A 19,893-nucleotide genomic window follows, 5' to 3' on the forward strand; every position below is an offset into this window, starting at 1 on the left:
CTACTTTTGTGCATCCTAAAATGAAAACGAATGAAACGAACCTTGATATGTATATATGCGCTTGCCGCCGTAGCACTTACCGCTACGGCGCAACCGCGTTTTTCATCCAATAAAGAAACTCACAACTTCGGACAGATCGAATGGAAGCACCCCGTTAGCGTGCAGTATGTCATTACCAATACGGGTGATAAACCTCTGGTGCTTACAGATGTAGACCCTTCCTGTGCCTGTTCCGTAGCCCAGTGGACACAAACTCCCATTGCTCCCGGTGAGAAGGGGAAGATCGTTGTCGATTTTGATGCTAAGGCATTGGGACATTTTGATAAGTCCATAGCTGTTTATTCCAATGCGCAGCCCAATCTGGCTTACCTGCACTTTACAGGTGAGGTGGTGCGCGAGATAAAAGACTTTACGAAAACCTATCCTTATCTTATCGGACAGATACGCATTGACAAAAATGAGATTGATTTCCCTGATACTCACCGTGGCGAAAAGCCTGTCATACGGATTGGCGTAGTGAATCTGTCGGATCGTTCGTATGAACCGGTATTGATGCATCTGCCTTCCTATCTGGATATGAAAGTGGAACCGAACGTACTTCAGAAAGGTGAGAAAGGGCTTATCACATTAACTCTCAACACAGAGAAACTGACAGACCTGGGACTGACACAGGCATCAGTTTACCTGTCACGCTTTACAGGTGACAAGGTGAGTGATGAAAACGAGATACCTCTTTCTGCCATTCTCCTGCCTGATTTCTCCGGTATGACCGATATGGACAAGGCGAATGCTCCGGTAATCCGTCTTTCGGAGACAGATATAGACTTGAGCGCACAACTGGCTAAGAAGAATAAGGTGAAACATGATATACAGATCACCAATACCGGAGGCTCTCCGTTGCAAATCAGTAAATTGCAGGTATTCAATCCAGCTTTAGGAGTAAGTCTGAAGAAGAGCGTATTGCAGCCGGGCGAAACCACCCGCTTACGTGTGACGATAGATAAGAGGAATATCGCCAAGAAGAAACGCCACCTGCGCATTCTGATGATTACGAATGATCCGATGCAGCCTAAGGTTGAGATGAATATCAAAGCGAGTTAAAGATTTATGATTTCATAAATCATAAATCTTATCATAAATCATAAATTAGAAATCATAAATCTTATCATGGAACATCCTGAAAACGATGAATCCTATAAAGGATTGGTTGTCAATGCAGGCATTGAGCAACCTTCGTCTGTCAATCCCTATCGCCGTCCGAAACCTAAAAAGCGTCAGCGTTCCGTAGCGGAGTTTGTAGAAGGTATTGTGAAAGGAGACGTCACTGTGCTGAGTCAGGCAGTTACTTTAGTGGAAAGTGTGAAGCCTGAACACCAGGCATTAGCACAGGAAGTTATTGAGAGATGCCTGCCTTACTCAGGGAACTCTATCCGTGTGGGGATCAGTGGCGTGCCTGGAGCCGGAAAAAGTACCTCGATTGATGTCTTCGGCTTGCATGTGTTGGAAAAATACGAAGGTAAGCTGGCAGTGCTTGCCATCGACCCCAGTAGCGAGCGCAGTAAGGGCAGTATCTTGGGTGATAAGACGCGTATGGAGCAACTCTCCGTTCATCCAAAATCCTTCATCCGCCCCAGTCCGTCGGCAGGTTCTTTGGGTGGAGTAGCGCGTAAGACGCGTGAAACGATTATTCTTTGTGAAGCTGCCGGTTTCGATAAAATCTTTGTAGAGACGGTAGGTGTGGGACAAAGTGAGACAGCTGTACACTCTATGGTCGACTTCTTCCTGCTTATCCAGTTGGCCGGAACAGGTGACGAACTGCAAGGCATCAAACGTGGTATCATGGAAATGGCGGACGGTATTGTTATCAATAAGGCAGATGGTGATAACCTGGAGCGTGCTAAACTGGCCGCATCGCAATTCCGCAATGCTCTGCATCTGTTTCCTGCTCCCGAGTCAGGATGGACGCCACAGGTGATGACTTATTCCGGTTTCTATAACCTGGGTGTGAAAGAAATCTGGAAGATGATTTACGACTATATTGCTTTTGTGAAAGATAACGGTTACTTTGAATATCGACGTAACGAGCAAAGCAAATACTGGATGTACGAAAGCATCAATGAGCGTCTGCGCGATAGTTTCTACCACAATCCGGCCATAGAAGCCATGTTAAGTGATAAAGAACAGCAGGTACTTCAAGGCAAACTCACTTCCTTTGTTGCGGCAAAGAGCTTGCTCGATACCTATTTCGGAGAAATGAGGAAGAGTTAGTTACAAAGCTACGAGCTACAAGCTACAAGTAGCTGCGCTATCATGCCGCAAGGCACTTGTAGCTTTGTAGCTCGTAACTAATTCACGCTTTTTTCCCTTCCTTCTCAAAGTCCGCCTTCGATTTACTCTTCGTTACGATATATACGCCAAGGAATACCAGAGCGATAGCTACACCTTTTTCCCAACCGAATACACCCAGGCCCATGATAATAGCAACAATAGAAGCTACGATGGGTTGCATATAGTTGTACATACTCACCACTGTGGGACGCAGCAACCTTTGTGCGGTCATAATGAAGATATAGGCAAGGAAGCTGCCACCTATTACCACGTAGCCCACTTGTGCGTATGCCGCAGTAGAAATTTCCGCCCATTGAATGCCTGCTACATCATGGTATGAGAATGGAATATAGCACATGGACGCATAGATAAACATCCACTTATTCAATGTGATGGGAGAATATTTCTGCGATAAGCTCTTGAACACAGTCAGATAAATAGAGAAGCTGATTTGTGCTACCAGACAAAGCAAGTCCCCGATAATACTGCTGTTGCCGTTGCTTGTGGCCTGACTGCTTAATATAAGCGTCAGTGCTCCCATGGCCCCTACAAAAATACCCAGTACTTTCAGGTTCGTGATAGGTTCCTTCAGATAAATGGCGGCGATAATCATGGTTACGATAGGAAGTGTGGTTGTCACGATGGAGGCATCGATGGGTGAAGTCATTGAAAGCCCGAAGATATACACCCCTTGATTGAACACCAGTGCGAAAAGTGAAGCAAAGAAAATCTTCAGCATATCGCGGTGATCCACGTGTTCGTGCTTACAGAATGCAGACAGTAGCCAGAAACAGGCGGCTGCACCTACCATGCGGAACGTAGTTACCGATAAGGCTGAAAACTCCATAAGTGCGGATTTGCCGATGGGAGCCATCAGTCCCCATAAAATATTGGCAGTCAGGGCGAATATGTGCCCTTGTACATTCTTATTCATACTCTTTTTTCGTTTGAGGCTGCAAAAGAACAACTATTTTCTGAAACTAAAAAGTCTTTTCTCTTTTTATATACTTGTGGTCTGTTGGAAGCATTAATCATATTAGCACATTTATTCATATTCACTCGGAAAGGAAACTATGCTTCTCAATGTCAGTAGCATAGGGACATGACACTTGAAACTTATTACCTTGAGAACCGAAACTCCCTTTGTTTTGCTGCACAAGATGGCATCTTGTGTGGTGTAACATACTATCTTGAACAGCACAAGATGCCATCTTGAGCAGTAAAGGTAGTCACGCTTCAGTAGATATGCAAGCTTTTTACGGAGGAAAGGTAATAGTGATGTATGTGCATTATAACTGATTCATAACCGCTCGGGCATGAAACAACCGTCTTCATCTTCTTTTAAATCATGTAGAAAGACTTTTTCTTATTTTTTTGAGCTATTTTTGTATTCTGTAAAAACAAGTGACTTAACATCCTCTGCTTGTAGAGGTGAAACTTCTTGTGTTTTGTCTTTAAAAATGTGTATGTACTTATATTATTGAATAAATGCCTTGTTTGTATTGTGAAACATTATAGGAAAATATCATACGTATTAGGGGGAATCCTGCTCTTTGCAGTGGGAATGCTTGCTTTTCAGGTATATGAAAACGGAGTGGAAGGGCGCGGAATATGTAAGCGAAAGGCGGAGGCTTCACTGAAATCCGTTACGGAACTTTGGGCAAACAGGGAATTTGATAAACTTGGAATTCCCTATTCTGTTGGAGGAGGCGAACCGAAAGAGGAAAGCAAGCAGCGTCGTATAGTGCTGGCGGAAGGAGAGACGGTGGTAGCGGTCGATTCGATAAAGGAAGAAAAGCGGTTGATTGCTTCACATAACCTAAGTGCAAAGGTTCGCTTCCTGTTTTTGGTGGACAAAGCGGCTTTCAGCCTTTTGAATGAATTATGGCAAGAAGATTTGAATGATAGACACACTTATTGTTCCGGTGCTCTTATGCTGCAATCGGAATTGCCGGGTGACAGGAAAGGAAAAAAGTTTATGGCCGGAGACTCAACGCTGATGACTGATAAGTTCAAATTAGGAACCTACTATCTGGATGATATGTATTTTCTTGAATTGACGGCTTATCTTTCACTTCCTTCCCCATGGTTGTGTGCCGATTGGGGAAAGACCGGTATTGTTTCTTCTTCCATTATAGTTATCCTTTGCTTGTGCATATTTGTCCTTCTCTTTTGGCATAATCGAAAGAAGGACAACGACGATGAAGCGGTTGATCCGGATGATTGCGTAACGCGCATCTCCGAAAATAAATATCAAATAGGCGGAGTCCTGTTTGATGAAGAGGCGTGTACGCTTACTTTTGAAGATCGAAGTGTGGTGAAATGTCCTATGCAGTCTTATAAACTACTTTCTGCATTTGTCCATGCGGAAAATCATTTCTTATCGAATAACCGGATTGTTGAAGTTTGTGGTTGGAGTTTAGAAAATATCAATATTAATCAAAACAGAAGAGTAACAGTAAGCCTTCTCAGGAAGTTACTTGACGCCGAGAAGTCTCATGTGAAGATAGAATCCGGTCAAAACGAGCAAAAAGAACAGGGCTTTTATATGCTTGTTGAAAAATGATAAGTGCCTTATTATTAGTATAGAAAGGGGGAGTAATAAATTTTTTACTCCCCTTTTTTACTCCCGTAAATGCATTTTGAATCTATTTATTATTTACATTTGCCGGCATAACAATTATTGATGAAAAACATACTAATAAAATGAAGAACAAGATGAAAAAGATTCTGGTATTTATGGGAGTTGTAGCTATTGCTATAGGAGGATATGTTTACAGTAAACAGTCATCTGTCAAGATGTCTTCTTTAATGTTGGAGAATATAGAAGCGTTGGCAGATTCAGAAACAGATGGTGTTCTTTGCTTTGGAAAAGGGTTGGTTGATTGTCCGCTTAATCACGATAAAGTATATACTTATTATGCTCCGTATAGCTTATATTATTAGCGTTATATCTGTCCTGCTATTCATTTCTTGTACTTCGAATCCGGTTGCTTCCGGTAAAACGTCATATACTGATTTCCCACAGGAGCAAAAATTGAAGGCAAAGACGATACGGCTGGATACAGCTTTATTCCGCTATCCTTCTCGTCTGCATATCAGGGACGGGAAAGCTGTGGTACTTGATTTGCATGGAACAGACTATTTCTTTCATACATTCAGCTATCCTGATTTTCGTTACCTGTCTTCTTTCGGGAGGCGTGGAGATGCACCGCAGGATATGCTTTCTGCCGAAAATTTCCGATGGAATGGGGCTTTTTTGTGGACATTAGATTCCAATAAGTCAGAATTAACAAGGTTTGGGTTTGCTTTATCCGGTGATTCACTGCTTCGTCAGGAAGCGGTGAATCTGGATAAGGATATTCTCCGGGCATTGGATTTTGTAATGTGTGAGGATTCTGCCTTTATCATTCCCGATTATTCGGGTGACAGTCGCTTTTGCAAAGTAAGCAAGAGTGGAAAATTGATGTATAAGTTTGGTGCTATTCCTACTGTCAACGAGGATGCCTTGCAGAATGCCCGTCCGGCTTTGGCGCAGGCGTGGCGTAGTTTTATAGACTATAATCCCCGAAACGGGATACTTGCTGTTGCCACTCAGTTGGGTGAAGTGTTCGAAATCTATAATCTGAAAGACAGTACGCATGTTGTGTGCATGGGACCGCATGGTGAGCCGGAGTTTCAGGTGTCCGGGGGATATGGTATTCCTACGGGTATCATGGGATTTAGTGATGTGCAGGTGACGGGTCGGGCCATTTATGCAGTCTTTCATGGGCGCTCGTTCAAAGATATAGCACGGGATGCCCGGAATGGTATTGATCATCCGGATGGCGGGCAATTTATCTATGTGTTCAGCTTGACGGGAAAACCGTTAAAGAAATATGTACTGGATCATTACATTTGTGGCATATCGGTAGATGAGCAGCGTGGACTTATTTATGCTACGGATGTGAATGAGGATGAGCCGATAGTAGAATACCATATAAATGGTATGTAGAGTTAATTAATTTATTAAAAGGAGCAGACGGTAAACGACTTGTTTCGCTGCAATAGAATACCGAATGCTCCGTAACCCCTAAAATTTAGAAGCCTGGCAAAGATACAAATTTTTAAGCAAAACGGAAATTGATTTCCGCTGTTACGATAGTGCAGTGTGAAATATGCTCTAATGAGATACTCTGTATCTTACTTCTCGACTGTACAATATATGTGTACTTGATATTGGTAATTGAATAGATTTTTACTTTGAAACAATATAGAAATGAAGAAGTTTATGAAAATAACTTTTGTTGCGGCATTTGCGGCAATTGCAGGTTATGGTGTTTACACAAATCAGAAAACAGATGCTATGTCCGATTTGATGTTGGCGAATGTAGAAGCATTAGCAAATAATTCAGAAAATAGTGGAACTGTAGATTGCTGTAACAGTAGTGATTGTAATGGCGATTTTTGTGGAACTTTCTATCCTGCGGATGGTTCAGGAAAGGGATATAAAATGTTTTATAAATAATGATTTTTCGGATTGCTTAATTAGGGATTAAGCAATCCGATTTTAAATATATAGTATATGTGTTATTTGCGATGTTTGTTTCTTGTGGTCTTATTGGCCGGGTTGTCGGCTTGTTCTGAGGACAATCGAAGAAAAGGAAGAAAGGCGATGGAAGATTTGGCAACTTCCGAATTGTTTTTTCAGGAAATATCGTTGGAAACAATTCTCGGCAGGCCTTTTCAGATAGAGATTGTGGACAGCATATTGATAATTGGGGATAATATTGAAGGAAAGGCATTGTTTCTGTATAATTTGTCGGACTCTTCTTGGGTTCGAGTTTTAAACATAGGACAGGGACCCGGTGAAGTGCTTGCTCCTCTTGCTATTGACGTGTCTGATAGGGATCATACGATAAGCGTGCTTCAAAGACAAAGTGGAATCTGCCGAAGATATCGGGTTGATAGATTGTTTAATGATTCAATTTTTGATTTTCAGGAGGCAAGTTTGGAAGGAGCGGATAGGGTAGCTCAAATGCATGACGGATATGCTTGTTTAGGGATGTTTGAACAAGGCATATTGTCATTTTTTGATGCAAAAGGAAAAGAAAGTGAATGTATTGACCTTTATTCTAGATTTGACATAAAGGATATATCTGCCAAATATAGACTGTTTCAGGGGCGTTTGGCTTTTAACGAACGGACAAGGTATCTGATGTTTGCTCCATCTTATGCTTCCGAAATTGGTTTTTATGCGGAACAAGATGATGGCAGTTGGGTGAAGAAAGATTCTTTCTGTTTGGGAACAGGAGGATTTGAGGATAGAATTTCGGAGAGTTCCGGCTTTGAACTTTTTAAGGACGATATAAGGAATTGTATGGATGCTTGTAGTTCTGAAAATTATTTTTATATGTTGTATGATGGAAGTGATTTAGGGCATACTCACAAGATAGAGTTTCGTTATGTCATTCGTTTTACTGCCAATGGTATATTGGATTGTGTGTACAAAGTGAATCCTACCGTCCGCAATATTTGTGTTTCGTATGACGATTCTGCCATGTATGTGCTGATGATAGGCAAGGATGGAGAGTATGCTATAGGTAAATCAGAGCTTTCAATAAGGTAACACAGTCAAATAACGAATGATGCTAAGTGTGGGCAAAATGGAGTTATTTATGCTAGATAAAAGAGAAGTGAAATGGAGTTGATATTTACAGCTACTAAAATATGTTTAGAATGTTCCAACTAGGCATTTTTGTTGTTTGCTATAGTCAATATGATAAGGGAGAATCAGCCTATATAGGCTGATTTTTCCCCTATTGATGTTTTAAATAATACAAATAATATTTTTTGATGAAACGTATCGTCTATTTTATTTTGTTTGTTTTCTTTGCGAGTAGTTGCTTTAGAAATTCTGATGTGGAAAAATCTCAAAATCATTCTACTAATATCATTGATGTAAAGGAATTTGTAAAAGAAATTGTTATAGACACTCCTTTGATAGGAGGCTGGGCACGACCTTTTATTATAAATGATTATTTATTGATAAGTGATTCTCAATCCGAAGAAAAATTAATCTCTATCTTTGATAAGGATAATTTCTCCTATTTGATGGGAATTGGAGATGCAGGGGAAGGACCTAATGAAATTACGAATATGGGGGTAATTGTGCCTGATGAAGTGCACCATCGATTTTTTGTACCTGATTATGGAAAATTGAAAGTTTTGAGTTATAGTGTGGATAGTATCTTAAAAAATCCTTTTTATCGACCTGAAGTAAAAGGAGATATGAAAGAATTGCAATTTCCGGATAGATTTGTTTATGTGAATGACACTTTCTGTATTGCACGTTCCATAATGGTCGGAGAAAGCAAATATTTTCAACAATCTTTGGTGCGGTGGAATATGTTGACCGGAGAAATGGAATTATTGGTTGAAGGGCATCCTAAGATAGAACGAAAGCGAAGCCAGTTTGCGGTATCATTGGAACATAATCTGATAGTTGATTGCTATGCTCATCATGACCTAATGACGATTCATGATCTTGATGGTAATTTGAAATACAATATTTATGGTCCTTATTGGGATGACAAGACGAGTAATGATATGGTTTATTATGATGCTGTGGTGATTTGTAAAGATAAGATTGTTGCAGCATATGCAGGAGGACGCAATTGGAGTGACGAGGGATTTCCTAATTGTTTTCAAGTCTATGATTTTAATGGGAATTATATTAAAACGTTGGATATAGGTCGTAAAATTTGTAACTTTTGTTATGATCAGAAGCTGAATAGATTAATAATGGTATTAGACAATGAAATACAATTTGCTTATTTAAATTTAGATGGACTTATAGACTAAAATGAAGAACTAATATTAGAAAATAATGATGAAATATTTTGCAGTTTTGTTATTAACCCTGTCTGTATTGTCTTGCATAGATGTTAGACAAAATAAGCTTGAGAATCTGTTAGAGAAATGGATGGATTATGAAGTTAAATTTCCTATAACTTCCATTTTTACAATACAGGGGAGAGATACAGTGGATTTTTATATGAGTGGTGATTACAAGATTGTGACGTATATTGATACTATAGGATGTACCAGTTGTAAATTACGGTTGTCGGACTGGAAGAAATTTATGAATGTGGTTGATTCTATAAAAGAGGATTCGGTTAAGTTCTTGTATTATTTTGCGCCCAAAAAGAATCAGGAGGTATATAGTGTGTTAAGAACTGAAAAGTTTGTTTATCCTGTTTGCATTGATGAAAAAGATTCGTTGAATATATTGAATAAGTTTCCTTCTGAAATGGAGTATCAGACTTTTTTGTTAGATAGAGATAATAAGATTATAGCAATTGGAAATCCTATTTATAATTCAAAAGTTAAAGATTTATATTTGAAGATTATTCAGGGAAAAGAATTTACGCAGATGAATGAAGATACAGGTCTGATGACAGAAGCCAGTATTGACTATACATCCTTATCCTTGGGTAATTTTGACTGGGAAAAAGAGCAAAAAGCAGTTTTTACATTGAAAAATACAGGTAATAAACTATTAGTCATTGATGCAGTTTCAACATCCTGCGGCTGTACTTCCGTTGATTATTCCAAAGAACCCATTCGTCCGGGAAATTCTATATCACTGAATGTGACGTATAAGGCAGATCATCCCGAACATTTTGATAAAACTATAACAGTATATTGCAATGCAGAATCTTCTCCTGTTGTTTTGAGAATAACCGGCGATGCAGAATAAGATAACATAAATGAAATACTTATGAAGAAACATGGTATCCTATTAATAGTCTGTTTCTTTTTGATATTGGCTTCCTGTACTAAAAATAAGGTTGGTCCTTCCTTAGAAGATATTCTATCAGCCAATCCCAAATTGCAGGTTGTTCTTGACAAATACCGAGATGATTCCTTGAAGTATAGGGCTGCTGTTTTTCTTATCGAAAACCTGCCTTTTCACTATAGCTATGAAGGTGAAGCTCTAAATGATTACCTAAAGCTTTTTGAACTTCATGGAAAAGGTACCATGTACCCAGATAAAGTGCTGGATTCCATTAAGCGCGCTTGCGGCTCTTTTCATTTATTCATGATAGTAAAGGAGCCATTGATGTAATAGGTAATCTGAAAGGAAGATGTTCCAAACTTAGGAAGATTGTGGCTGATGGAGGATATAGAGATGAATTAATTGGGAATGTGAAGAAAGCGTTTGGCTGGGTATTGGAAATTGTACTCAGGCCTGAGGAGGCAAAGAAGTTCACGGTATTTTAAAAAGCCTGTCAGGCCTAATGATAGTTTAGAGTTATGCGTTACGTATAAAGCGGAGCATCCGGAACATTTTGATAAAACCATAACTGTATATTGTAATACAGCATTTTCTCCTATTGTTTTGCGAATAATCGGCACAGCCCAATAGGGTAGATGTTTCAAATAACGGATCAGAAATAAACATAGTAAGATGGTTTGTAGATTAATAAAAAGATATTTGCTCGCATGTGTATTGCTGGTTATAATGTTACTTACAGCTTGCGGTAGGGGAGACGGCCGGTTGGAATATGCATTGCAGTTTGCCGGAGGCAATCGGGGTGAACTGGAAAAAGTGCTTGTGTATTATAAGGACAGCGGGCAGAAATATGACGCAGCCCGTTTTTTGATAGAGAACATGCCGCAATATTATGAGCGGCGGGGGATACCTGTAGATTCGGGAAAGGCAGCGTTGGCAACGGTGGACTCGACGGGAATGGTACTTCCGGAACTTGTGCAACGCTGGGGACATCCCGATATGCAGGCATTGGAGAAGGTTTATGATGCACAAGTGATTACGGCTGATTTCCTGATACGCAACATAGACCATGCGTTCGACTTATGGAAGCGGCGCCCTTGGAATAAGTACCTGCCTTTTGATGATTTTTGTGAGTTTATTTTGCCTTATAGGATAGACGATGAGCCACTGGAAGAGTGGCGCGGACTTTACGGGAAGCGGTATGCTTTTCTGCTTGATTCCGTCTACAAAGGAACGGATGTAGTGGAAGCCGCCGCCGCGGTGGGAAGATGCCTGAAAACGGAAGGGTTTGAGTATAACTGGGAGTTCGGGTTGCCGCACCTGGGGGCCTCTTTTCTGATGGATCACCGCGCGGGAACCTGCGTGGATGCATGCGACCTCACCCTGTATACCATGCGTTCTCTAGGCATTCCGGTAGCCGTGGATTATTATGTATATAGCTCGGAAACACGGAAGGGACATACGTGGAACTCCGTGCGCGACACCACGGGAGCCTTCTGGGGCATGTGGGTGACAGCCAAGGAGTGGAAACGCGGACAGGTGTACCGTGACGGCCGGAAATCGGGCAAGATCTTTCGCAAGCGTTTCGGTACGCCCCGTTATATGGATGCCTCTGCCGACTACTTTCCCGATACGCTGAGGGTGAGGGTACCGGATAGAAGTCCGGATTATCTGTTTCTGGGCATCTTTCATCCTAAGGGGAGATGGGTGGTTGCCGATGTCGCGGAGGTACGTCGTGGCGAGGCGGTTTTTCCGCATGTGGAGTCTGATGCCATTTATGCGGTATTGGAGAAAAAGGAGGACGGCAGTTTCGCCACAGTGGACTATCCGTTTTATTTTGACGGGAAGAATCTCCATTTCTACATTCCCGACAAGGAACGCGAAGAGAAGGTCACTTTGTACCGCAAACATCCCCTGATGGGCTGGATAGGCATTTATTTGGATGAGATCTGCGGTGGTCGCTTCGATTTTTCCGATACGGAGGATTTTAGGCATATAAAGTATACTTATCAGGTTCCGGACACCCCAAGAATCTGTTACAATGAAGTGGTGCTTCCGCAACAGTTGAAATGTAGATACGTGCGATATCAGGCTATGGAATGGAAGAACACAAACATAGGCGAGTTGCTGTTCTGGGGAGGGGAGACAAGGTATTATCCTGAAACCGTTAAAGGAGCACCTGCGGAAAATCCGGTGAATGTGCAGGAGCGGATGTTTGATGATGATCCGTTGACTTATTATAGTACGCGATTGCCGGGAGCCACCTTGCTGATGGATTTTGGAAAGCAGGTGGAAATGGATCGTTTTATCTTTATCCCTCGTAACGACGACAATTTTATCCGCATTGGCGACACCTACGAGTTATATTACCATGACGGCAAGGACGGATGGGTTTCGTTAGGACGCAAAACGGCTTCAGCGCCGGAACTGGTCTATGATAATATGCCTCGTGGAGCACTGTTCCATTTGCGTTGCTTGACACGTGGTGAAGAAGAACAGGTATTTCACATAAAAGATGGGAAACAAGTATTTATCAGTAATTTGAGTTATGTGAGATGAATACCGGGAACTATAGTTTTGATTTTAATTTCATGGAGGGATGAAGAGAAGTGCATCTTTGAAGAAAATCGTAAATAAGGGAATTGATCTTTTCCTTTGGTTCTGTGGCATTGTGGTATTGTGGCTGTTGGCGCAAGTCTTTTGTGTGACCTCGTTCCATATTCCAAGTGATTCGATGGAGCCGGCACTATTGGCTGGTGATGTGATATTGGTGGATAAACTAACGTATGGGGCAAGGCTCTTCAATGTGATGGATGCCGTTGCAGGAAAGCAAGTGGAGATAAAACGCTTGCTGGGAATGGGTGGAATGAGGAGGAATGATATAGTAGTCTTTAACTATCCTTGTCCTAAACAGTGGAAGCGGATTGAAATGGATGTGATGCAGTATTATGTGAAACGGTGTGTTGCGTTGCCGGGAGATACGTTCCGCATTGTAAACGGACGCTATAAGGTGGATGGCTATGCCGGAACACTGGGGTACGTGGATGCGCAGGACAGGTTCATGGCACTGATAAATGAACAGGCGCTTGCTGATGATGCAATCGGTGTGAGGGCATATCCCGAAGATTCTTTGATAAGATGGACGGTGAAAGAGTTTGGGCCTCTGTATATTCCCAAATCAGGTGACGCCATCCCGATGGATGGACGCACTGTTAAACTTTATGGGAATATAGTGGAGTGGGAGCGGCAAGGAAACCTCCGTCATGAAGCGGGGAATGTGTATTTGGGCGATAGCCTTATTGCTGAATATCGTTTTTTAAAAAACTATTATTTCATGGCTGGAGATAGAGCTGAAAACTCAAAAGATTCCCGTTATTGGGGGCTGTTGCCAGAAGAATATATTGTTGGAAAGGCTGTCAGGATATGGAAATCAGTGGATAAGAGGACGGATAGAGTGCGGTGGAATAGGATATTCAAAAAGATAGAATAATGATAGGATGGACACATAAAATAAGAGAGGCTACAGTTGTTTTGCTACAGTTTGTAGCTGTTTGCTCCTTGTTGAGTATGGTATGTGCGACAACTCCTGAACTGCCTGCAGGCGAAACCATCGGCCAATGGGTGTGGTTTGGAAAAGCTGTATTGGTTTCGACCGGTTGTATCACTGCTTCTTGTTTGCTACAACTTCTAGGAAAAGCTTCCTGGACAGATATTTTGTTTTTCCGGAATTTCTTTGTTCATGTGGCTTGGAGTTTGGTATTATTGGGGACTATTGAAGTCGTTTGGGGCTTGCGGCAATTATATGGATTTTCTGTTTCCGGGCATTCACGGTATGCACTGACAGGCTCTTTCTTCAATCCCGGTCCGTATGGGGGATATTTAGCGATGATATTACCTGTTTGCCTGCATTTGTATTTACGTGTTTGTGAGTGGAAAAGCACAGATGTTCTTCATAAAATAGAAAAAGTGACGGCAGGGCTTGCCGGCATTCTCATCTTATGTGTACTACCGGCTACAATGAGCCGTTCTGCCTGGATTGCTGCTGCAATAAGCTGTGCATGGGTGGCGTATATGCATCGTGACAGACGTAAGTGGGGCGTATTGTGGCGGAGATATAAGAAACGTTACCTTACATGGGGAGTGGTCGGGCTTTTTGTTCTGATATTGGGAGGTGCTGGTATTTTCTTTTTGAAGCCTGACTCTGCCATGGGACGTCTGTTTATGTGGAAAATTACTTGTAAAGCTATCGTAGAACATCCTTGGGGATGTTATGAAGGATTTGCCTATGCCTATGGCGAAGCGCAGGAAAAATATTTTGGTAGCGGAGACTATGCTGTTTGGGAAGAGCGCGTGGCCGGAAGTCCGGAATATGCTTTCAATGAATATCTGGAACTGGCGTTAACAGCCGGAGTTATAATTTGTGTCATGTTCCTCTTGACTATTGGGATAGTTCTGTGGTTAGGGACAAAATGGGGGCGTTATGAAATTTGCGGAGCACTCATATCCTTGCTTGTTTTCTCTTTTTCTTCTTATCCCATGTATTTTCCGGTTTTCGTGGTAACCGGTATATGTCTGCTGTTTGCTTGTGGAGCCGGTGATGTGGGCGGAAAAATTCTTATTTGCAGCGCTTGTGCACTGATATGGGTAGTGGGGCTTAACGGTAAATGGCAACGGGAGGAAGATGCATGCCGGGGTTGGGTGTATGCGAGGATGATTTATCATCAGGGAAATTATACTGCTGCCGATGAGGCTTACCGTAAGCTCTACCCGCAGTTGGAAGAAAGGGGGGAATTCTTATTTGAATATGGGCATAGTTTGCATAAGTCCGGTCGTTATGATCAATCTAATTTGCTTCTGGAACAGGCTGTCTTATATAGTGCTGATCCAATGGTATTGAATATTATAGGTAAGAATTATCAGGAAATGCAATACTATGAAAAGGCTGAAACTTATTACCTGGCATCGGTCCGCCGGTTGCCGGGGCGGATTTATCCCTACTACCTGCTGGCAAAACTTTATGCGGAACCGGGCTATCGGAATAGGGAGAAGTTTGAGAAGATGCAACGGATTGTATTGACTAAAGAGCCGAAAGTGCATTCCACCGCTATCAGGGAAATGAGGGGCGAAGTGGAAAAGATAGGGAACGACTGGTGTAATACGAAGATTGAATAGGTTAATATGATATAACATGGTGGATATGGATACGTATAAGGATAGTTGGAATGCTTGTCTGCTGTACCGCAATAAACAGTTGACAAAACAATTGAAGGATTATCAGAAGGCTTCGGCATTAGCCGGATGTTCTTCTTCTTTGATAGTGGCAATGGGGCAGTTGCTGTGTCTTCATCAAAAACCTGCTTATGGTATAGTCAAGGATGAGGCTGAATGGAGGGATCTGTTTATCGTCATAGACTTGTTTTATGGTGGGTGCCTGTCAGAAGAATTAGTGCCATTTCGTTTAAGTGCCCAGGAGTTGAGGTTGTGTTATCTGTTACGTGCTCACTTGGATAATAGGACAATCGCGCTTCTGTTTAATATAGTTCCCCGGTCTGTATTGAAAGCAAAACAGCGCATTAAAAATAAGTTGGCATTATCAGCTACGGATAGTTTGGATAAGTATATACAACAATGCTGATTGTCACTAATATAGATATCAATTCCGCCAACGCCTACTTGTAGTGAAATCATAGAAAGACTTCTTATTACAGTTAAATACGAATAAATTTGCTCTAACCTTCAATTTATTCTATATTTGCAACTTAAGTGACAAGTTCTTCAAATTGTCCGAATATGATAAACTACTTGATAAAAATTATAACGACCCTCTGGTTCATATCCTTTTGTCTGCAAGTTAGTGTTGCTCAGGAGATTGATATTAATCAGACCAGAAAACACCTGCTGCAAACACTACAAGACAATTCCGTCGACAAACAGCAGAGGATGGAGCTGTATATTGACTTGTACGACTTGTCCGACGATGTGACAAGCAAACGTACCTATATTAACGAATCGCTGCAACTGGCTATTCAGTTGAAAAATCAGATATATATTTTTGAGACACTGGATATTCTTTGTCGCAGTTATAAAGATGAACCGGACTCTTTGCACTACTATCAGCAGATAGGAGAAGAGTGTCTGGAAGGGGCTTATAAGAACTTTTATATGGCATGGCTCAAAGCTTTTCCTTCTGTTTGCAAGATGGATGAGGCGGAGAAACCTGATGAAGCCAATGAAGAAATTTCACGGTATAAACGCCACAAGGTAAATCTCTCCGATAAATCGCAGGAAGTGCAATGGGAGATGATTCTTTGTTCGGCAATGGAGTGCATCAATTACTTTTCACCGTCTGTTACGAATTTGGGAGACCGCATCGTTCATTTGAAGAATATTCAACAGTTGGTCAGAGATTTACCTTTTGAGGTAAGTTATAAGTTCAATTGGTATTATCTGACTCGTATCGAGTTCATTTATCGTGCTGAAGGAAAAGCTGAAGAAGCAGCGAAGGCTGTTGAGGCTTTGGAACAAATGGAGCAACTATACGATAGCCAGTTTGAACTGCCTTTCTACAAGAGGCGTGCTTATATCCGTACCCGTAGTCGTGAAGCCTTACGTATGGGTGTTTATAGCGAAATGCTTTATTTCGTAGATGCTATAGGCAGGAAAAGAGCTGATGAAATTTATTCCCGGATGAAAGCGTACTATCAGGATAAGACTTCAGAGACAGATGAAAGATCGTTCTTGGCTGCCGCTTTCCGCTATTATCTTTATACAGCACAATACGATCTTGCCATGCGGACGGTGGATGACTTGCTGGAACGGACAGATTCCACCGACACAAATGAGCGGACTGAGTTGCTGGCGAAGAAGATTAACCTGGTTACCCAATGGAAACAGCATTACAAAGAAGGATTTGACGCCTTTTGGGAATATACCAGCTTGATGGAAGATAATCATGTGGAGGAGACGAATGAACAGTTGGCTGAGATGAGGTCATTGTTTGAAGTGGACAAACTAAAGATAGAACAGGCCGAACTTCAGGCACGTTATCATCGTATCGCTCTTGCTGTGCTCATAGTCCTGCTTCTGGTTTTCTTTATCTGGGGACTTTATCAGTACTTGTTGACGAAACGGCTGAAAGCAACGAAGCGGGCACTGATTCTGTCGAATGAGAAAGTTGCTAAGGAAAGCGAACGAGCCAAAGCAAGCGACCGTATGAAGACGGAATTCCTACAGTCCATGTGTCATGAGATACGTACTCCACTCAATGCTATCTGTGGTTTCAGTACCCTGTTGCTGAATGAAGATTTGTCCCAGGAAGATAAAAAAGATTTTCCGGTTATCATTGAAAAGAACTCCAATCAATTGACTGAATTGTTCGAGGACATCCTGCAAGTATCGGACTTAAGCAGTTCGTTAGAGTTGCTTCCTATGGAACAGGTGGATATATTGTCGATTTGTGCCGGGCTTCTGGATATATGTAAGAGAAGAGCAGGAAATCCCGAAATCACCTGGTTATTTGAATCGGGATCGGACGAATGTCTTGTAAAAACGAATGCCCAATATCTGCAACGTGTTGTGGAACACCTCCTGAACAATGCTGCAAAGTTCACGGTTGCCGGTACTATTCGTATGAGCTTGGTGCATGCCGAAGGAAAAGTACGTATTATGGTGAGCGATACGGGAATCGGGGTTCCGGCTGATAAGGCCGAATATATATTCGACCGTTTTACTAAATTGGATGAATTTATGCCCGGCACCGGATTGGGGCTTTATTCCTGTCGCCTCATTGTCACTCGTCTGGGTGGTTCCATTTATCTCGATACATCTTATCGGGATGGCGCATGTTTCTGTATTGATTTGCCGTATGAGAAGTGATTTTTCTATTTCCGGGCGTGGAAATAAAAGATAATCACGTATATTTGCTTTAATTAAAAGCAGAAACTATGGAAGAACAAGCCAATTACATCAAACGTATAGAGATACACAGGTTGTGGGATCGCTTTGACATAGCTTGGGACTTACGTCCTGACGTGAATATTCTTTCCGGTATCAACGGAGTGGGGAAAACCACGATCCTCAATCGTTCCGTCCACTATCTGGAAGAACTTTCGGGGGAGATAAAGAACGGCGAGATAGAAGGCGTACGTGTTACCTTCGACCGTCCGGATGCCACGTATATCCCTTACGACGTAATTCGTAGTTACGACCGCCCCTTGATTATGGGCGACTTTACCGCCCGCATGGCCGATCCGAACGTCAAATCCGAACTAGACTGGCAACTTTATCTCTTGCAACGCCGATACCTCGATTACCAGGTGAATATTGGCAACAAGATGATCGAACTCCTTTCCGGTGATGAGGAACAGCGTTCACAAGCCGCTTCCTTATCCCTTCCCAAGCGGAAGTTCCAGGATCTGATGGATCAGTTATTCAGCTATACCCGCAAAACTATAGATCGCCGCAGCAATGAAATCATCTTCTATCAGGACGGTGAACGCCTGTTGCCCTATAAACTATCTTCCGGTGAAAAACAGATGCTGATTATCCTGCTCACCGTGCTGGTGCGCGACAATGCCCATTGTGTCCTTTTTATGGATGAACCCGAAGCCTCTCTTCACATCGAGTGGCAGCAAAAACTTATCGGTATGATACGTGAATTGAATCCCAATGTGCAACTGATACTTACCACCCATTCTCCCGCCGTCATCATGGAAGGCTGGCTGGATGCGGTGACGGAAGTGAGCGATATATCGGTGGAAATTAGGAATTAATAATTATCTCCCCATGGCTACTTCTTTAAAACATAATCTTACTTCTGCCTATTTCAATGCCGCCAACAAGCTTTATCCCAAGAAGGCGCGGCGTCGCATTGTGGCGTATGTGGAAAGTTACGATGATGTAGCTTTTTGGCGCACGTTGTTGGCTGAGTTCGAGACAGATGAATATTATTTCCAGGTGATGCTGCCTTCGGCTACCTCTCTTGCCAAGGGTAAGAAGATGGTGCTGATGAATACGCTGAACACTACTGAATTGGGCAAGAGCCTGATAGCCTGTGTGGACAGTGACTACGACTTTCTGTTACAAGGCAAAACGAGCGTTTCACATAAGATAAACAGTAGTCCCTACATATTCCAGACGTACGCATATGCCATCGAAAATTTCCATTGTTATGCTGAAAGTTTGCATGAAGTTTGCGTGCAGGCTACGTTGAACGACCGTATGCTGATAGACTTTCCTGCTTTCTTGAAACGCTATTCGCAAATTGTCTATCCCCTCTTTCTTTGGAACGTCTGGTTCTATCGCCAACGAGATACTTATACTTTTCCGATGTATGACTTCAATGCATGCACCCGCTTGCAGGAAGTCAATGTACATCATCCCGAACGAACACTGGAGCCCGTGCAGCGTGCCGTTGCCAAGAAACTTTCCGAGATGCGCAGACGTTTTCCGCGAAATATCAAGTCGGTGGAGGCTTTGGGTGTGGAACTGGAAAAGCTGGGACTGAATCCTGATACTACTTATCTCTACATACAGGGGCATCACCTCATGGATGGTGTTGTGATGAAACTTCTTATCCCCGTATGCACCGTGTTGCGTCGCGAGCGCGAACAGGAAATCAAGCGTCTGGCGGCCCACAACGAGCAATTCCATAACGAACTGACCAGCTATGAGAATAGCCAGACCAACGTCAGCTTGATGTTGAAAAAGAACAGCGGATACAAGAACCTTTACTTGTATCAGTGGTTAAAAGAAGATATAGGAGACTTCCTGAACAGGGAGCGATAATT

General features: G+C 42.2%; 18 protein-coding genes and 1 pseudogene. 18 read left to right on the plus strand and 1 reads right to left on the minus strand.

The window, feature by feature from the left end:
- Window positions 1-30 precede the first annotated feature (30 nt).
- Both VYM24_RS10675 and meaB read left to right on the plus strand, forming a co-directional pair.
- The gene (locus tag VYM24_RS10675; RefSeq protein ID WP_291554204.1) at window positions 31-1,101 is read left to right on the plus strand and encodes a DUF1573 domain-containing protein; all 1,071 of its coding nucleotides are present in this window, start codon (window positions 31-33) and stop codon (window positions 1,099-1,101) included.
- 66 nt (window positions 1,102-1,167) lie between these two features.
- Entirely contained in the window at window positions 1,168-2,268 is a 1,101-nt protein-coding gene (meaB, locus tag VYM24_RS10680) for a methylmalonyl Co-A mutase-associated GTPase MeaB (protein ID WP_291554206.1), read from the plus strand.
- A gap of 82 nt (window positions 2,269-2,350) precedes the next feature.
- On the opposite strand, the gene VYM24_RS10685 is transcribed toward meaB, so the two are convergent.
- Window positions 2,351-3,262: a DMT family transporter gene (locus tag VYM24_RS10685; protein ID WP_291555322.1), complete on the minus strand. Its 912-nt coding sequence runs from the start codon at window positions 3,260-3,262 to the stop codon at window positions 2,351-2,353.
- A gap of 570 nt (window positions 3,263-3,832) precedes the next feature.
- Between VYM24_RS10685 and VYM24_RS10690 the strand changes: the two genes are divergently transcribed.
- From VYM24_RS10690 to VYM24_RS10765, 16 genes and pseudogenes are all read left to right on the plus strand, one after another.
- Window positions 3,833-4,894 (plus strand): hypothetical protein, encoded by a 1,062-nt coding sequence (locus VYM24_RS10690; RefSeq protein ID WP_330942113.1) that lies wholly within the window; start codon window positions 3,833-3,835, stop codon window positions 4,892-4,894.
- 152 nt (window positions 4,895-5,046) lie between these two features.
- Window positions 5,047-5,274 carry an NVEALA domain-containing protein gene (locus VYM24_RS10695; protein ID WP_425286644.1) on the plus strand — a complete coding sequence of 76 codons (228 nt, stop codon included), beginning with the start codon at window positions 5,047-5,049 and terminating at the stop codon, window positions 5,272-5,274.
- A complete protein-coding gene (locus VYM24_RS10700; protein ID WP_044262342.1) occupies window positions 5,249-6,322 on the plus strand; it encodes a BF3164 family lipoprotein in 1,074 nt (357 codons plus the stop codon). Before VYM24_RS10695 ends, VYM24_RS10700 begins: the two co-directional genes overlap by 26 nt.
- A gap of 264 nt (window positions 6,323-6,586) precedes the next feature.
- Window positions 6,587-6,835 carry an NVEALA domain-containing protein gene (locus VYM24_RS10705; RefSeq protein WP_044262341.1) on the plus strand — a complete coding sequence of 83 codons (249 nt, stop codon included), beginning with the start codon at window positions 6,587-6,589 and terminating at the stop codon, window positions 6,833-6,835.
- 147 nt (window positions 6,836-6,982) lie between these two features.
- On the plus strand, window positions 6,983-7,936 hold the full coding sequence (locus VYM24_RS10710) for a BF3164 family lipoprotein (RefSeq protein WP_044262340.1): 954 nt from the start codon (window positions 6,983-6,985) through the stop codon (window positions 7,934-7,936).
- 227 nt (window positions 7,937-8,163) lie between these two features.
- Window positions 8,164-9,171 carry a 6-bladed beta-propeller gene (locus VYM24_RS10715; RefSeq protein WP_330942114.1) on the plus strand — a complete coding sequence of 336 codons (1,008 nt, stop codon included), beginning with the start codon at window positions 8,164-8,166 and terminating at the stop codon, window positions 9,169-9,171.
- Window positions 9,172-9,199: 28 nt separating this feature from the next.
- Window positions 9,200-10,069 (plus strand): DUF1573 domain-containing protein, encoded by an 870-nt coding sequence (locus VYM24_RS10720; protein WP_044262407.1) that lies wholly within the window; start codon window positions 9,200-9,202, stop codon window positions 10,067-10,069.
- Between the two features lie 21 nt (window positions 10,070-10,090).
- The gene (locus tag VYM24_RS10725; RefSeq protein ID WP_044262338.1) at window positions 10,091-10,438 is read left to right on the plus strand and encodes a hypothetical protein; all 348 of its coding nucleotides are present in this window, start codon (window positions 10,091-10,093) and stop codon (window positions 10,436-10,438) included.
- A 138-nt stretch (window positions 10,439-10,576) separates the two neighbouring features.
- Window positions 10,577-10,738 (plus strand): annotated as a pseudogene (locus tag VYM24_RS10730) (DUF1573 domain-containing protein); the annotation flags it as partial.
- Between the two features lie 42 nt (window positions 10,739-10,780).
- Window positions 10,781-12,664, plus strand: coding sequence for a hypothetical protein (locus VYM24_RS10735; RefSeq protein ID WP_044262337.1), 1,884 nt, complete (start codon window positions 10,781-10,783; stop codon window positions 12,662-12,664).
- 40 nt (window positions 12,665-12,704) lie between these two features.
- Window positions 12,705-13,595, plus strand: a complete 891-nt coding sequence (lepB, locus tag VYM24_RS10740) for a signal peptidase I (protein WP_044262336.1) — start codon at window positions 12,705-12,707, stop codon at window positions 13,593-13,595.
- A complete protein-coding gene (locus VYM24_RS10745; protein ID WP_291555310.1) occupies window positions 13,595-15,277 on the plus strand; it encodes an O-antigen ligase family protein in 1,683 nt (560 codons plus the stop codon). The genes lepB and VYM24_RS10745 overlap by 1 nt, the downstream gene beginning before the upstream one ends.
- A gap of 25 nt (window positions 15,278-15,302) precedes the next feature.
- Window positions 15,303-15,740: a helix-turn-helix transcriptional regulator gene (locus VYM24_RS10750; RefSeq protein ID WP_044262406.1), complete on the plus strand. Its 438-nt coding sequence runs from the start codon at window positions 15,303-15,305 to the stop codon at window positions 15,738-15,740.
- A gap of 155 nt (window positions 15,741-15,895) precedes the next feature.
- A complete protein-coding gene (locus VYM24_RS10755; RefSeq protein WP_330942115.1) occupies window positions 15,896-17,980 on the plus strand; it encodes a sensor histidine kinase in 2,085 nt (694 codons plus the stop codon).
- A gap of 68 nt (window positions 17,981-18,048) precedes the next feature.
- A complete protein-coding gene (locus VYM24_RS10760; protein ID WP_224321783.1) occupies window positions 18,049-18,876 on the plus strand; it encodes an AAA family ATPase in 828 nt (275 codons plus the stop codon).
- Window positions 18,877-18,889: 13 nt separating this feature from the next.
- On the plus strand, window positions 18,890-19,891 hold the full coding sequence (locus VYM24_RS10765; protein WP_007212443.1) for a DUF4435 domain-containing protein: 1,002 nt from the start codon (window positions 18,890-18,892) through the stop codon (window positions 19,889-19,891).
- The last annotated feature ends 2 nt before the right edge of the window (window positions 19,892-19,893 follow it).

The sequence above is a fragment of the Bacteroides sp. MSB163 genome, from assembly GCF_036416795.1.
GTDB lineage: Bacteria > Bacteroidota > Bacteroidia > Bacteroidales > Bacteroidaceae > Bacteroides > Bacteroides maternus.